14 protein-coding genes are annotated in these 15710 nt (G+C 35.3%); 13 read left to right on the forward strand and 1 reads right to left on the reverse strand.

The window, feature by feature from the left end:
- Positions 1-59 precede the first annotated feature (59 nt).
- From CQA66_RS05285 to ftsZ, 3 genes are read left to right on the forward strand one after another with little or no spacing between them, the layout of a single operon-like run.
- Positions 60-1730 (forward strand): SurA N-terminal domain-containing protein, encoded by a 1671-nt coding sequence (locus CQA66_RS05285; protein ID WP_104762320.1) that lies wholly within the window; start codon positions 60-62, stop codon positions 1728-1730.
- Positions 1727-3103, forward strand: coding sequence for a cell division protein FtsA (gene ftsA, locus CQA66_RS05290; protein ID WP_104762321.1), 1377 nt, complete (start codon positions 1727-1729; stop codon positions 3101-3103). Before CQA66_RS05285 ends, ftsA begins: the two co-directional genes overlap by 4 nt.
- Positions 3104-3112: 9 nt before the next feature.
- Positions 3113-4348, forward strand: a complete 1236-nt coding sequence (gene ftsZ / locus CQA66_RS05295; RefSeq protein ID WP_104762322.1) for a cell division protein FtsZ — start codon at positions 3113-3115, stop codon at positions 4346-4348.
- 225 nt (positions 4349-4573) lie between these two features.
- Here ftsZ and purD read toward each other — a convergent pair whose 3' ends face one another.
- The gene (purD, locus tag CQA66_RS05300) at positions 4574-5896 is read right to left on the reverse strand and encodes a phosphoribosylamine--glycine ligase (RefSeq protein WP_104762323.1); all 1323 of its coding nucleotides are present in this window, start codon (positions 5894-5896) and stop codon (positions 4574-4576) included.
- A gap of 382 nt (positions 5897-6278) precedes the next feature.
- Between purD and ilvD the strand changes: the two genes are divergently transcribed.
- The 10 genes from ilvD (at position 6279) to CQA66_RS05345 (ending at position 15705) form a co-directional block, all read left to right on the forward strand.
- The gene (gene ilvD / locus CQA66_RS05305) at positions 6279-7970 is read left to right on the forward strand and encodes a dihydroxy-acid dehydratase (protein ID WP_104762324.1); all 1692 of its coding nucleotides are present in this window, start codon (positions 6279-6281) and stop codon (positions 7968-7970) included.
- 3 nt (positions 7971-7973) lie between these two features.
- Complete coding sequence (locus CQA66_RS09285; RefSeq protein WP_158654869.1) at positions 7974-8132, forward strand: hypothetical protein; 159 nt, start codon at positions 7974-7976, stop codon at positions 8130-8132.
- On the forward strand, positions 8129-8914 hold the full coding sequence (locus CQA66_RS05310) for a type II restriction endonuclease (RefSeq protein WP_104762325.1): 786 nt from the start codon (positions 8129-8131) through the stop codon (positions 8912-8914). The genes CQA66_RS09285 and CQA66_RS05310 overlap by 4 nt, the downstream gene beginning before the upstream one ends.
- Complete coding sequence (locus CQA66_RS05315; RefSeq protein ID WP_104721914.1) at positions 8904-9791, forward strand: DNA adenine methylase; 888 nt, start codon at positions 8904-8906, stop codon at positions 9789-9791. The genes CQA66_RS05310 and CQA66_RS05315 overlap by 11 nt, the downstream gene beginning before the upstream one ends.
- A gap of 58 nt (positions 9792-9849) precedes the next feature.
- The gene (locus tag CQA66_RS09745) at positions 9850-10248 is read left to right on the forward strand and encodes a hypothetical protein (RefSeq protein WP_459178014.1); all 399 of its coding nucleotides are present in this window, start codon (positions 9850-9852) and stop codon (positions 10246-10248) included.
- Positions 10249-10251: 3 nt separating this feature from the next.
- Positions 10252-11265, forward strand: coding sequence for a DNA adenine methylase (locus CQA66_RS05325; protein WP_104762326.1), 1014 nt, complete (start codon positions 10252-10254; stop codon positions 11263-11265).
- A 40-nt stretch (positions 11266-11305) separates the two neighbouring features.
- Positions 11306-11794, forward strand: coding sequence for a hypothetical protein (locus tag CQA66_RS05330; RefSeq protein WP_104762327.1), 489 nt, complete (start codon positions 11306-11308; stop codon positions 11792-11794).
- 36 nt (positions 11795-11830) lie between these two features.
- A complete protein-coding gene (locus CQA66_RS05335; protein ID WP_267891874.1) occupies positions 11831-12244 on the forward strand; it encodes a BsaWI family type II restriction enzyme in 414 nt (137 codons plus the stop codon).
- Positions 12244-13521, forward strand: a complete 1278-nt coding sequence (locus CQA66_RS05340) for a modification methylase (protein WP_233707655.1) — start codon at positions 12244-12246, stop codon at positions 13519-13521. The genes CQA66_RS05335 and CQA66_RS05340 overlap by 1 nt, the downstream gene beginning before the upstream one ends.
- A gap of 267 nt (positions 13522-13788) precedes the next feature.
- Positions 13789-15705 (forward strand): flavin monoamine oxidase family protein, encoded by a 1917-nt coding sequence (locus CQA66_RS05345; protein ID WP_104762328.1) that lies wholly within the window; start codon positions 13789-13791, stop codon positions 15703-15705.
- The last annotated feature ends 5 nt before the right edge of the window (positions 15706-15710 follow it).

The following is a 15710-nucleotide window of genomic DNA, read 5'->3' on the forward strand; positions in this document are numbered from 1 at the left end:
ATTTCATTGGTTTTTCGTTATAATATAACTTTAAATTTAGTTATTCTAGGAATATTATTATGTTGGAATGGATGCAAAAGCACAAAAAATATTTAGTTGTTACCGTTTGGGTTAGTGCTTTGGCATTGATATTTGCTGGACTTGTTGAATGGGGTGGAGGTGGATTTTCTGTAGGAAGTAAAGATATTGTCGCAAAGGTAGGAAATTTAGAAGTTAGTCGCTCTGAATATCAACGTGCTTATGATTTCTATGGTATTACTGATGACGAAGAAGCAAAAATGCTAGGTGTGGATAACGAAGCTTTTAGGGAAACTGTGCGTGCTAAATTACTTGAATTGATTTCTAAGGAAATTGGGATAACTACCACAAAAGAAGAAATGCTTGATTTTTTGTTGCATATCCCTGCTTTTCAAGTTAATAATCGTTTTGACAAGTCGCAATATTCAACATTTCTTGCCAAGACTGGACAGAAGGCTGAATCATTTGAAAAGCTTGTAGCAAAAGAAATTCTGAATGCAAAAATACAAAATTTTCCCTTATTCTCCCCAGCCACCTTAGAATTTAATACATTTTTAACAGCCAATAATATTGCTGATGATATTTCTGTGGCTGTTCTACACAAAAAAGAGCTATTAAAGAATGAGCATTTTGATATATCAGATTCTCGGATTCAGGAATTTTGGAATACAAACAAAGATAATTATTACAAACCAGCAGTTTATAATATTGCTTATATTGCAATAGATTCCAATCTCATTCCTTTACATACAGAATCTTTAGAGCAATTTTTCAATGATAATAAGACAAAATATTCAGCAGATGCTTTGGAGACACAAGATAAGAATTTATTGCATGATTACAGGCTTGAGCAGGCGAGACTTTATGCGCAACTTGCTTTAAGTTTTATAGAAACTCATTTAAAAGATTCTTATAAGCCACAGAATGTAATGAAGCTTACTAAAAATGCGGATTTTAAAATGTTGAGCTTGGAATCTCTTAAGAAAGTACAGGATTCCATCCTTGACGGGGAAGCAATGCCCAAAGACATGATACCAATAGAGTATGCTGCAATTAGTGAAAAAAACACAGAGATTTATCCCCAATTATTAATCAATTTGAATAGTATGAGTTCCCATATTCCAACCGATGGCAAAGTTTCGGATATAGCCCAACAAAGATTAGACCTTATAGAAAATGATAATATTATTATCGCCCCTTATTTTATTGCAAAATCACAAAGAGTACCTTTAGAGTTTTCTGAAGTTAAGGAAAAAGTTACCCATGATTTACTGACTCATGATGAGCAAACTAGATTTAAGGAGATCGCACAACATAAATTAAAATATATAATGCAGCACGGCAATGATGATAAAATGATGCAACATATTGGTTTTGTAACTTTAGCGGATTCCACTTTGCGCAATTCAAACGCCATTGTTCCTGCAAGAAATGATATACATATACACTCCTTGCAGGATTCTGAAATTAAATATTTTATTTCACAAATTTTCCAAGAGAATAGTAAATATGGTTTAGTTTTTTTAGATAATAATAGAATATTGTTGTATATAATTAATCAGCAACGTTTACTCAATTTGAATGAGCTACTTAATGCTTCCAACAATGCGCTTGATGAAATAGCTCAATCTAAAACAAGAGATATGCGCAATGCCCTTTTCGAGTATGCTACTGCTAAATACAGAGTTATTGATTATAGGAGGAAAGATTGAGTAAGATTATTTTAGCAGTTGATATCGGTTCAAGTAAAATTTGCTCTGTCGTTGCCGAATTAAAAGATTCTACTATGCAAATTATAGGTACTGGTTACTCTAAATCAAAAGGAATCAAGAAAGGTGTAATTACCAATATTGATCTGGCAAGCCGAGCAATTCGTGAGAGCGTTGAAGATGCTAGACGTATTACAGGCGTCCCATTACCCGGTGCTATTATCTCTCTGTCTGGCGCACACACTAAAAGCTATAATGCAAAGGGAATTGTAAATGTTGTAGAGAAAGAGGTTAATCTTGATTCTATTAACATGGTGCTTGATAATGCGGTGCATGGCGCGAATATTCCGAGAGATTATGAGGTAGTACATGTTCTTCCTTATTGCTTTAAACTTGATGAGCAAGATAATGACATAGAGGATCCTATTGGTATGACGGGTAGGAGCTTACAAGTTGACGCTCATATAGTTACTGTGCAAAAGGCAAGTTTAGACAACCTTAAAAAGTCTATTATATTGGCAGGAGTTAAGATAGAAAATATTGTATTGGCTTCTTATGCGGCGTCTATTTCTGCACTTAACGAGGATGAGAAGCAGCTAGGTATAGCGTGTATAGATATGGGTGCTAATACTTGTGAGCTTATGATTTATAAGGGAAATTCTATGCGTTATAATGATTTTTTGGGGGTTGGCTCAAATCACATTTCAAATGATATTGCTAGAATCTTAAGCACGCCAATAGAAATTGCTGAGGCTATTAAGAAGGAATATGGCAATTTAACGTTAAATGAGCAGGGTTCTATTGAGATTCCAAAAATAGGAAATACGGGTGAAAAGACAGAAGTAGGTTTGGATTTAGTCCATAATATTGTTTGCGCCCGAGTTTATGAAACATTAGCTATTTTAGAACGTTTAATTAAAGCAAGTGGATTATCTGATAAAATTAATGGTATAGTTTTAACTGGAGGTATGGTAAACTTAAAAGAAATGAGAGATTTTGCCGCAGATGTTTTTAAGCCGCTGTCAGTACGTTTAGCGCAGCCCGCAGAAGTTGGGGGGTTGTTTGCAACACTTAAAGATCCAAGCAGCGCCGTAGCAGTGGGATTGCTTCTTTATGGTGCTGGTTATTTTACCAACTATGAAAAAGATTCACAAAATGTTATTAGAAGTAAATATGAGAATGTAAGCATGTTACAATCAGATTATACAAATTATGTTTATGAGAATGATGGGATTAATAAGATTAATTTGGAGGATTTGAAAGCAAATGAAGAGGGATTAGAATACCAAGAACAAGAAAATACAATAAAACAAGATTCATTTTTTAAGAAAATGAAAAAAGCAGCGACTGGGATTGCACAAAGATTATTTGGATAAAGGTGAAATATGAATAACAATGCGAATGTAGATTTAACATCAATAAATTTGAAAGAAATGAAAGTAGAGGCAACTATTCAAAAAAACGATAACGCGTCAATAACAGTAGTAGGTGTTGGTGGTGGTGGTAACAACATGATAAATCATCTTTGTGAAATAGGCACTTATCCAAATATTCGTCTTGTTATTGCCAATACTGATTTGCAACACATGAAGAATAATCCCGCACAAACACACATTCTTTTGGGTGAGAAGACAACACAAGGTTTAGGTGCTGGTATGCGACCTGAAATTGGTAGAAAAGCAGCTGAAGAAAGTTATGATAAATTAAAAGAAGTCTTTGAAGGTTCGGATTTAGTTATTATATCTGCTGGGCTTGGTGGCGGTACAGGTACTGGTGCTACACCCATTATTGCAAGTGCGGCAAAAGAAGTTGGTGCTTTGACTATCGCAGTTGTTACGACACCATTTAAAATGGAAGGTAAAAAAAGAGCTAAATTGGCTCAAGAAAGTCTTGTTTTGCTAAAAGAAGTTTGCGATTCTATTATTATTATTCCCAATCAAAGACTACTTAATATGATAGATAAGAATACAAGTTACGAGGAAAGCATGTCTTATGTTGATGACGTCTTAGCACGTGCGGTTAATGGAATTGCGAATATTATTCTTGCTGAACCAGGAGATGGCATTAACCTTGATTTTGCTGATTTACGTACTGTGGTTGCAGGTAAAGGGCTTGCACTTATTAGCATTGGCGAAGCTGAAGGTGATGATGCTGCGCAAAAAGCTGTTTCCAACGCTATTGAATCGCCACTTTTTGAGGATATTTCAATTAAAGGCTCTATGGCTATTTTGATAAGTTTTGAAGTTAATCCAAAGTTTCCTTTTGTCCAAATTACTCAAGTAGTAGAGAATCTCCAAGAGGTTGCAGACGAAAATGCAGATATTATCTTTGGAACAGTCACTAATCCTAATTTTCCAGAAAAAAGAGTTTGCGTATCGATTATCACAACAGGGTTTCAGCAAGCTATTCAACATAACGTTTCGCATTCAGCTCAACCAGCTTCTAGTCCCATTGTAGAATCTTCTGAACAAATCAACAATAAAACTAATACTGTTTCAACGCAAGCAGATTTATTTCCGCATCAACAAGAATCTTATAGCCAAAGAATAAAAGTAAGCAATTCGGATTATAGTGAAGATGACTTGGAAGCTCCTGCTTATTTCAGGCATCAACAAGATTAATGAAATTAAAACTGCCTATACTTGATTCTATATCTTAAAAAGATAGTCGTCTTTATGTAAGTTAGAATTTGCTTTTAAAATGTTCTTTTGTAGTGTAGAGTGTAGGATGTCTAGCAGTAGCCGCTTAGATTCAGGGGAAGATTCTTGTGAATTTTCTAATCCCAATTTGTTGAAGTTGTTGAGCAGCGATTTAGCAAATTAGCAACAAACTTTCCTTAATTTATATTAAAGTGCTTGGTAGGCAATATCTTTACGATAATGTTTGCCTTCGAATATGATATTTTCTGTAAGACAATACGCATTGTCTCGTGCTTCTTGCAGAGTATTACCCATCCCTACAGCTATAATAGCCCTGCCACTATTCGCATAGAGTTCCCCGTTTTTCATTGAAGTATTTGCAAAAACTACGTGCGATTGAGAATCAATAACATTAATGTCGTTTTGTAACTGTGTTTGCAGATTCTCGTGAAATTCAATTTTTGCGGGATAGCAATTAGATTTTTCATTTTTTGTGTAATCGCTACTTGTCATTACAACACAGACGCTACATAGGTTTTTGAATCGTATATTGTTTAATTTTTCCCCTTTCACGCAAGATTCCAATACTTCCAGTAAGGGCGTTTCTAAAAGTGGCAATAACACTTCGCATTCTGGATCTCCGAAACGTACATTGTATTCAAGTAAATATGGCTCACCCGATACAACCATAATGCCCGCAAAAATCACTCCTTTATAAGGTGTTTTGGAATCACTCAAGGCTTGAAATGTAGGTGTTAATATCCTATCTTTAATTTTGGATTCTAGAGTTTTATTATAGAGATTGCGGGGAAGATTGCTATAAGCACCCATGCCGCCAGTGTTTGGTCCTTTATTAGAATCTAATAGTCTTTTGTGGTCTTGGCAGGCTGGTAATACCGTGTATTCTTTGCCATTGCTTAATGCAAAAATAGAAAGTTCGTAACCGTCTAAAAATTCTTCTATAACGACTATTTTACCCGCTTCACCAAAAAGTTCTCCTGTTAACATTTGTTGTAGTTTTGTTTTTGCTTCTTCTTTTGAATTTATAATAAGAACACCTTTTCCTGCGCATAAACCACTAGCTTTCAGCACAATTGGTAGCGATAAAGATTCGATAAATTTATATCCCTCATTGATAGTATCAAGTGATATTTCTTTGTGCATTGCCGTAGGAATATTTAACTCGGTAATAAGTTGCTTCATATAGGCTTTCGATCCCTCTAGTTTTGCATTTTGACTCGATGGTCCAAATACTGCAATGTTATGAGATTCTAGAAAATCGCTTATTCCATTTATCAGGGGTTCCTCTGGTCCTACAATGACAAGGGAAATATGATATTCGCGAACATATTGCAGCAATTCCTGATATGTTTCGTAAGAAAAAGATTTAGCTTTAAGATAGAGTGAAGCAGCAGGATTCTCTGGGCTTAAAAAAATGTCTTTTACTCTTTTATCTTGCCGTAGAGAACGTGCTATGGCATATTCTCTGCCACCATTACCAATAATAAGAATATTTTTATTTGTTTCCAAGTGATGTCCTTATGATTGTGAAAGTATAAAGGGAGAAACCCAAAAGAACGTTACTCTTTTTTCTTTTGCAAGCCCAACAAAGCTACAAAAAAGGGGTTTTAGAATCTAATTAGGCGGCAAATCCTTAAATGCTTTGCATTTTTCACTATTGGTAAACAACAGAACGAAAGTGCTGACACACATAGACTAGCTGCAACCCAAAATATAATGTTTTTATAGACTGCCAAATATTATAGAGAAATACGGAACTTTCAGGCTGCATAATTATAGCGAATTTATCGTATAAGGGAAAGAAATTGCTATTTCTTTAAGTAGTATGAATGTTTGTAATTTTTAGAGATATAATTATAGACTTTTAGCCAATAAAATTAAAGGAGACACAATGCGAAGCGACATCATCAAAAAAGGCTACCAAAAAGCCCCTCATAGGAGTTTATTACGCGCCACAGGGCTAAAAGATGGGGATTTTAATAAGCCCTTTATTGGTGTGGCAAATAGCTATATCGACATCATTCCCGGGCATTTTTTCTTAAACCGCTATGCGCAGATTGTCAAAGAAGAAATCCGCAAGGCTGGTGGTGTGCCTTTTGAGTTTAATACTATCGGTGTGGATGATGGCATCGCGATGGGGCATAGCGGAATGCTTTATTCTCTGCCAAGTCGCGAACTCATTGCTGATAGCATTGAGACAATGATGAATGCTCATAGTCTTGATGCGATGATTTGCCTACCTAATTGTGATAAAATCGTGCCCGGAATGCTTATGGGAGCGTTGCGCGTGAATGTGCCAACCATCTTTGTGAGCGGGGGACCGATGAAAGCGGGTAAGCTAGAAGATGGCACGATACTCGACCTAAACTCTGCCTTTGAGGCTGTGGGGGCATTTGGTGAGGGTAAAATTGATGAAAAAAGGCTTTATGAGATAGAGTGTAATGCCTGTCCAAGCGGTGGGAGTTGTAGCGGAATGTTTACTGCAAATTCTATGAATACACTTTGTGAGGCTATGGGGGTTGCGCTACCGGGTAATGGCACGATTTTAGCCTTGAGCCAAGAGAGGGAAGAGCTTTTACGCAAAGCAGCGCGTAGAATCGTGGAGATTGCGCTTAGTTCTGAAAAAACCGAGCAGTTTAGATTCCGCAATATTCTAAACGTCAAAGCCGTGCATAATGCCTTTGTCGTGGATATGGCGATGGGCGGTAGCACGAATACGATTTTGCATATGCTCGCAATCGCCAAAGAAGCCGAGGTGGATTTTAATTTAGATTCTATCAATGCTATCGCAAGCCAAGTGGCGCATATCGCCAAGATTGCCCCTGCATTAAGCACAATTCATATGGAAGATATTCATCGCGCAGGTGGCGTAACTGCTGTGATGAATGAGGTGGCAAAACGAGATTGCGTCTTAAAGCTTGATGCGCTCACGATTACGGGAGAGACTTTGGGTGAGCGCATAGCAAATGCCAAAATTACAGATTCTGAAGTTATCCGCCATAATGAAAATGCCTATTCGCAGGTGGGTGGGTTAAAAATCCTCTATGGCAACCTTGCGCGTGAGGGTGCGGTGCTAAAAGTCGCCGCAGTGGCAGAATCGATGAAAGAATTTGAAGGAGTGGCGGTGTGTTTTAACTCTCAAGATGAAGCGATTAAGGGCATTGCAGGAGGCAAAGTAAAGGCTGGGAATGTCGTGGTAATCCGCTATGAGGGACCCAAAGGAGGACCCGGAATGCAGGAAATGCTTGCGCCAACAAGTATGATTATGGGAATGGGGCTTGGTGAATCAGTGGCACTTATAACCGATGGACGCTTTAGCGGCGCAACGCGTGGCGGTTGCATTGGACATATCAGCCCTGAAGCGGCAGAGGGAGGAGTGATTGCACTTATCGAAGATGGCGATAGAATCGCGATTTCGGTAAGTCGCGGAACATTGGAATTGCTTGTGGATTCTGCTGTTTTGGAGGCACGCAGGGCAAAATGGAAGCCCATCAAAAAAGAAATTAAAAGCAAATGGCTTAAAAGATATTCCTTGCTTGTAAGCAATGCCGCAAATGGCGCGGTACTGAAAACGGAGCTGTAATTTATGAAAACCGCCCTAGTATTTCATCAGAATCAACAAAATCTTTTTTATAAGCATAATACTTTTGACGATAAAAAGGTTTGCTTTTTAGATTCGCTTAAAGGCAAATCTTTACACTACAAACACGGCTGTGAGTTGTTAATTATTAAGGAAAAGAAATGAAAAAACAAGATTTTATACAAAAATTTAGATTTTTTCTTAATACCATACAAGATAAAATTTGCGAAGATTCTAAATGGAAAATTAAGGGTTTTATTGATAATGATAAAACAATTTTTACTCTCTCAAATGATACAAAAGTTATCTCTAAAATTCTAGAAATTCATCTTTTTCCCTATATTTTAGACTTTGCAAACACTCATAACTTTGAGGTTATTTTACCTAGTCATCAAAATTATTATCCTGATTTATCTTTTATCTCAAAAAAAGATTCTCAAGTTAAGTTTGCAATTGATATTAAAACAACCTATCGCAACGAATCTAATCCAAATCTTTGCAATGGTTTTACATTAGGTTCGCACGGAGAATATTTTAAAAATAGAGAATCTAATAAGAATATTCAATTTCCTTATAAGCAGTATCAAGGACATTTTTGCTTAGGCGTCATTTATGATAGGGTAATGATTAATGAATTTGTGCGTTATGGAATTGATGATTTAAAAAAGATTCCATCTGTAATACAAAACCTCACTTTATTTTTTGTAGAGAAGTATAAAATAGCAAGCAATTCTAGCGGTAGTGGCAATACTGCAAACATAGGTAGCATCAAAAATATTGATGATATTATCAACGAAAGAGGGATATTTGCAAATTTTGGCGAGGAAATTTTTGATGATTATTGGATAAATTATGGGCAAATTAATATTACAGATTCTAGAGGAAACATAAAGACAATAACAAAACTCAAAGAGTATTTAGCATATAGGGGTAGAAATGAAAATTAGGATTCCACCACTTAAGATTCAAGGCATTAAAAGTAAGCTTGTCTGCTCCATTAAAAACGCAATGGAATGGGACAATCAAGGAATCTACTTTGAACCATTTATGGGAAGTGGTGTTGTGGGCTTTAATATCGCACCCAAAAGAGCTATTTTTAGCGATAATAATCCGCATATTATCAATTTTTATAGAGCAATTCAAAAAGGTTTTATTAATAAAGAATCTGTGAGAGAATACTTAAAACAAGAAGGTGCTACATTGGAAAAAGAAGGACTAGAGCATTATTTAAAAGTTAGAGAGAGATTTAATCAAACTGCTTGTTCTTTTGACTTTTTGTTTTTGAATCGCAGCTGTTTTAATGGGCTTATGAGATTTAATTTAAAAGGCGGTTTTAATGTGCCTTATTGCAAAAAAGATACAAGATTTACTCAAAGCTATATCACAAAGATTGTTAATCAAATAAATTGGGTAAGCAACCTTATAAAAAATAATGATTATGAATTTAGAATCTGTGATTTTACATATATTCTTAAACAAGCACAATATGGAGACTTTATCTATTGCGATCCACCTTATATTGATAGGCATTGTGATTACTTTAATACTTGGAATGAGACGAAAGAAAAAGAGCTTTATGAGATTTTATCCAGCACAAAAGCAAGGTTTATACTCTCAACTTGGCATAGTAATCAATATAGAGAAAATAAATACATAACAACATTATGGAGTGGGTTTTATAATGACATTATTGAGCATTTTTATCACTTAGGAGCGAGTGAAAATAACAGAAATGCAATGAAAGAAGCATTAATAAAGAATTATATTGTGGATATGAATCTTATGCAAAGCAATCCTACAAAACAAAAATCTTTATTTGGATAAACAATGCACGTCAAATTCTATGAATCACCTTATTATTCTGCCACAAAATCAAGGCTCTATGGCAAAAAAAGGGAATTTACATGCAGGTTTTAATCATCTACAAGCAACAAAAGGAGTGGAACTTTTAATCAACAATTTTAGTTTGGAGCGATGTCAAATTTCTATCTGGAATGTGCAACAAGGAATGAGAATGAAAATAGATAAAGTCAAAACCGCCTTTAAAATTAGCCCCGAAGCGGCAGAGGGCGGGCTGATTGCGCTGATTGAGGATGGTGATAGAATTGCGATTTCTGTCTCAAAAGGCACTTTGGATTTGCTAGTAGATTCCGCTGTTTTGGAGGCACGCAGGGCAAAATGGAAGCCCATCAAAAAAGAAATTAAAAGCAAATGGCTTAAAAGATATTCCTTGCTTGTGAGCAACGCGGCAAATGGTGCGGTGCTAAAGACGGAGCTGTAATTTATGAAAACCGCCCTAGTATTTCATCAGAATCAACAAAATCTTTTTTATAAGCATAATACTTTTGACGACAGGAAAGCTTTCTTTTTAGATTTGCTCAAAGGTAATTCCTTACATTATAAACGTTACACCAAAAGCCCTTTACGTTATGGTGGAGGCAAAACTCTAGCAGTTGGGTTAATCCTAGAGCATTTTCCCAATGATATAAAGCGTCTTGTTTCACCCTTTATGGGAGGAGGGAGTGTAGAAATCGCAAGTGCTGTTGAGCTAGGTTTGGAAGTCAAAGCCTTTGATATTTTTGATATTTTGGTGAATTTTTGGCAAGTTTTGATTGCAGATTCCCAAAAGCTTTATGATGAATTACTTAAGCTCGAACCTACAAAAGAAAATTATGCAAAGATAAAAGATGAGCTGAAAGCCTTTTGGAATGAACGACACAAAGATTCGCAAAATACTGCTCAAATCAAGCTAGATTCTCTCACACTTGCAAGAGATTATTATTTTAACTTTAATCTAAGCTATGGACCCGGATTCCTCGGCTGGATGAGTAAGATTTATGAGGACAAAAATCGCTATTTAAATGCTTTGCAAAAATTAAAAGACTTGGGGCAAGATTCTAGGTTGCAAAATCTAAGTGTGGAATGTCAAGGTTTTGAAAAGGTGTTTGAAAGCCATCCAAACGATTTTTTCTATTGCGACCCGCCTTATTTTTTAGAAGGGGATTCTAAAATGTTTAAAGGAATCTATCCTATGCGGAATTTCCCAATTCATCATAATAATTTTAATCACAATCTTTTGGCACAATGCCTCAAAAAGCATAATGGCGGGTTTATCTTAAGCTATAATGATTGCACCTTTGTGCGAGAAGCTTATAAGGATTTTAGAATCTTAGAGCCTAAATGGCAATACACTATGGGGCAAGGCGAAACACGTATTGGCAAAAATCGCGTGGAGCGAGGCGACAAAGATAATATCAAGCAAAGCCACGAGTTGTTGATTATGAATTTGCAAGCTTGAATTAGGTAAAATCTTGTTTGCAAGTTCAATGGAGGTACGTATGTCTTATGTTATTAATTTGAAGAATCTTTCTTTCTTTACTTCATTTTCTATATGCCTTTTTCTTTTTGGTTGTAGCACAAGACACTATGTCGTATTACAAAATATTCCGCCTCATAGTTGTATAAATATTTTTAAGGATAAGACACAAAATAAATTACTACAAAAGACATGCTTAAATATACCTTTTGAATCTGCGAGTTTTGTAGAAGATGAATTAAAAATCCAAGCATTCAGCAAAAGAGATGAAGATGATGAGAGATTCTATACATTTGTTTTTATAAGTTTTAAATTATTTGAAAACGCTTTTTATCTCTATGAATATGGACAAGAAGAAGGATTTGATGATGGCACTATCAAAAAAATAAACATGACTGAATATTTTTATTGTTATTATGGTGCAAACAATACAAACAAGCAATATATCTGGCTAGATTCTTTTAATGATAAGCTCTTAGAATCATTAAAAAAGAAAAAATGGGGTTGTTGATGCAATATATATGCTAAAAAATCCAAAATTTCTTCTATCCCGCAATGGCAAGATTTGTTTTATATTAAAGTAGGAGAGGAGATGCAAAAGCCCGATGTTGATTTGGTGATTTATAGTTTAGATTCTAATGCAAAATTACATAAATGCTTGATATTATCCCTTAAGACTTCTTTGCGTGAAAGGGCGGGGCAAACTTATAAATGGAAACTCTTAATGGAAATTGCTAGCACAGAATCTAGCCTTAAAGAAAAATATGATATTTCCTATAATCCTCCCATTTTGCCACTTGTATGTTTTGCTACTGTGAATTTTTATAATGAAATTAATAACCCCCAACATAGAGGAATGTTTAAATTTTTTGATTGTGCATTTATTGGCAAGAATATACAAACAGGCGATTTTATCAAGCCATTAAGATCCCTTATTGATTATATAAGCGAGAATCTCTAATGATACTTTTAGAAAAGCCCAACTTTAACTCAAACTTTATGCAAAAACAAATGGATAAAGATTCTAAAAAACAAGACTATTTGGCAATATATAATCCTAAATACGACTTTCTAGGGCAATCTTATGCGTCAATATATCCCAATCTACATAAATATCCTGCGACAATGCTTCCTCAAATTGGCTTAGAATTACTCAAGGAATTTAAAGCTAAGAAAAGTAATCTTTTAGACCCGTATTGCGGTAGTGGAAGTAGTTTTGTAAGTGGTTTAGGGTATGGAATACGGTATTTTGTAGGTTTTGATTTAAATCCCTTGGCGATAATGATTGCAAAGGCTAGAATGACTTATATAAATTCCTCTTATCTTATTCAGCAAAAAGAAAAGCTTTTGCGTCAAATAGAATCTAAAAACGAATTATCTTTAGATTCTAATCCCCTAATAAATATTACAAATCTCGATTTTTGGATAGAAAAGAACGCCCAGCAGGATTTAAAAATTATTTTTTCTTATATTAAAAACTTGGAGGATAAAAATTTACAAAATCTTTTTATACTTAGCTTTAGTGAGACCTTGCGGGAGTGTAGCTATACTCGCAATAATGAGTTTAAACTCTTTAGAATGAAAGATTATGAAAATTATAAACCCAATGTGTATGCAATTTTTACGAAAAATATAGAATCTCTTGTAAAGAATTATTTGCAATTTTATCACCCCAAACTACGAGATATTGCCCTTAGTCTTACAAATATAAATTTCAAAAGCCCAAAAGAGACATTTGATTCTTTACTTACAAGCCCTCCCTATGGAGATTCCAAAACAACGGTTGCTTATGGGCAGTTTAGTACCTTTATCAATGAATGGTTAGGATTCAAAGAAGCAAGAAGGCTAGACTCAAGACTAATGAGCGGGAAAAAGGCTAAGAATCTCTACAATAAAGGCTTGATAAAAGATTATATTACAGAAATTTCTACAATAGATAAAAAAAGAGCTTTAGAGATTTCAAGCTTTTATTTTGACTTGGAATCTAGCATTAAATCTTTGATAAATTCTATAAATGAGGGTGGCAAAGTATTTTTTATTGTAGGAAACCACAGAGTAAAAAACATAGAGCTTCCCACTGATAAATTTATTGCTGAAGTTTTTTGCAACAATGGCTTTACTCATTTGCAAACTATCAAACGCAAAATTTCTAATAAATCAATGCCGCTTCAAAACTCCCCAACGAACAAGGCAGGGATTCTCTCACGCACGATGAATGAGGAATATCGCGGTGTGTGAAAATAAGGATAAATGAAAGAATCTAAATAGGATATTATCGCTTTTCTTGTAATGCAATGTTTGCTTTATCGAAGTAAATTGTAAAAAATCAACGATTCAATATTAAATATTATATAAACTAAGAGTAAGAATTGCATTATCAAACAATGGTTTAGAAAGTCTAGGTAGATTCTAGGACTTTGTGTATTTTGAATCTGAAAAAACATTTGTTGTATCAAGGAATATTCAAAAGAAACTATGCAATAATTTTAATATTTAGGAAAAAATATGAGCATAACAAGACGAGATTTTTTAAATGGTATAGCCCTTACAGTCGTAGCTGGAGCATCTCCGCTAGAGCTATTGTATGGCAAGGAGCAGGCAAAAAAAGAGGCTGCAAAAATTCTTTTAGAGGATAATTACTATCCCCCAAAGCTAACAGGCTTACGCGGGAGCACTGATGCAAGTTATGAATTTGCTCATATGCTACGCGATGGAGAAAACTTTGATTTCCAATCTTTGCCAATAGAAGAGGAATATGATTTGATTATCGTTGGGGCTGGAATTAGCGGCTTGTGCGCGGCATGTGTTTATCAAGATAAAAATAAAAATCAAAAAAGAGTTTTGATTTTGGATAATCACGATGATTTTGGCGGGCATGCTAGAAGAAATGAATTTCATTTAAGAGATAGGATGATTCTAAGCTATGGAGGGAGTGAATCGCTCCAATCTCCAAAGGCTCTTTATTCAAAAGAGATTGTAGAATTTTTAAAGGGCTTGGGGGTTGATATTGATACTCTAGCAAAAAGTTTTAATGTCAATTTCTATCCTGATTTAAATTTAAGTCGTGGTGTGTATTTTAATAAAAAAGATTTTGGCGCGGATAAAGTCGTAAGTGGCAATCCAAGAAAGATTATTTGTGATGATATTCCAGAGGATAGGATAAATGGCAGAAGCTATAAAGACTTTATCGATGATTTCCCAATGTCGCAAAAGGATAAGGAGGATTTGATTGCGCTTTTTGAGAATCCTAAGGATTATTTAGAAGGCATGAGCGAGGAAGAGAGGGTAGAATATGTGGAGAAAACAAGCTATAGAAATTTCTTAAGAGATAAAGTCAATCTCTCTCCTAAAGCCATTTTATTTTTTGAGGGAATGACAGATGATTTTTTAGCTCTTGGGATAGATTCTATCTCTTGTGAGGACGCTAGAGGTTCCTTTTTGCCCGGGTTTGATAATTTAAAGCTCCCTCCACTTAGTAAAGCAGCAGAAGCAGAGATTAATGAGCCTTATATTTATCATTTTCCAGATGGTAATGCAAGTATCGCAAGGCTAATGGTGCAAAAGCTAATCCCTAGTATCGCCCCCATAAAAAGCGCCGATGATGTGGTTTTAGCAAACTTTGATTATTCCAAGCTTGATATGTCGGATACGCCAACGAGGATTCGACTAAATAGCACGGTGATTAATGCCAAAAATACAAAAGATGGCGCGATAGTTACCTATGCAAGCGGGGTGGATAAGAAACTTCATAAGATTTTTGCCAAAAAGACGATTATGGCAAATTATAATAGCTCTATTCCTTATATCATCCCAGATATGCCGCAGATTCAAAAGAACGCATTATCAAAATGTGTCAAAACTCCACTAATCCACACAAAAGTTATTATCAAAAATTGGGAACCTTTTATCAAGCTAGGGGTGCATGAGATTTATTCCCCGCGTATGTTTTATGTGCGCACAAAGCTAGATTATCCTGTGAATATGGGAGGTTATGAGCATCCAAAAGATCCTAAAAAGCCTATTTGCCTTCATATGGTAGCTGCACCTGTGGTTTTAAGTAGAGAGATAGCAGATGGTGATAGCATGGATGCAAGAGAGCAGTCAAGGCTAGCGCGTCATCAGCTTTTTAGTCTCCCTTTTTCTGAATTAGAAAAAATGCTAAGAGAGCAATTACAAGGAATGCTAGGATCTGTTGGGTTTAAGCACAAAAGAGATATTTTAGCCATCACTCTTAATCGGTGGGCGCATTGCTATTCTTATACCCTCAATACTCTTTATGATGATGAAAAAGAGAGTGAAAAAATCATCGCAGAGGCAAAAAAACCCTATGGAAATATCACGATTGCAAACTCTGATGCTAATTGGGACGCCTATGCGCATACTGCCATTGAAGAGGCGATGAGGGCTGTTAGAGAGTTATAACTTAT

The sequence above is a fragment of the Helicobacter aurati genome, assembly GCF_003364265.1.
Lineage (GTDB): Bacteria > Campylobacterota > Campylobacteria > Campylobacterales > Helicobacteraceae > Helicobacter_A > Helicobacter_A aurati.

What these genes read in the sequence shown, in the direction of transcription:
- CQA66_RS05285 (WP_104762320.1), top strand. Translation starts at nt 60, where the DNA reads ATGTTGGAATGGATGCAAAAGCACAAAAAATATTTAGTTGTTACCGTT.
- ftsZ (WP_104762322.1), top strand. Translation starts at nt 3,113, where the DNA reads ATGAATAACAATGCGAATGTAGATTTAACATCAATAAATTTGAAAGAA.
- ilvD (WP_104762324.1), top strand. Translation starts at nt 6,279, where the DNA reads ATGCGAAGCGACATCATCAAAAAAGGCTACCAAAAAGCCCCTCATAGG.
- CQA66_RS09285 (WP_158654869.1), top strand. Translation starts at nt 7,974, where the DNA reads ATGAAAACCGCCCTAGTATTTCATCAGAATCAACAAAATCTTTTTTAT.
- CQA66_RS05310 (WP_104762325.1), top strand. Translation starts at nt 8,129, where the DNA reads ATGAAAAAACAAGATTTTATACAAAAATTTAGATTTTTTCTTAATACC.
- CQA66_RS05315 (WP_104721914.1), top strand. Translation starts at nt 8,904, where the DNA reads ATGAAAATTAGGATTCCACCACTTAAGATTCAAGGCATTAAAAGTAAG.
- CQA66_RS09745 (WP_459178014.1), top strand. Translation starts at nt 9,850, where the DNA reads ATGGCAAAAAAAGGGAATTTACATGCAGGTTTTAATCATCTACAAGCA.
- CQA66_RS05325 (WP_104762326.1), top strand. Translation starts at nt 10,252, where the DNA reads ATGAAAACCGCCCTAGTATTTCATCAGAATCAACAAAATCTTTTTTAT.
- CQA66_RS05330 (WP_104762327.1), top strand. Translation starts at nt 11,306, where the DNA reads ATGTCTTATGTTATTAATTTGAAGAATCTTTCTTTCTTTACTTCATTT.
- CQA66_RS05340 (WP_233707655.1), top strand. Translation starts at nt 12,244, where the DNA reads ATGATACTTTTAGAAAAGCCCAACTTTAACTCAAACTTTATGCAAAAA.
- CQA66_RS05345 (WP_104762328.1), top strand. Translation starts at nt 13,789, where the DNA reads ATGAGCATAACAAGACGAGATTTTTTAAATGGTATAGCCCTTACAGTC.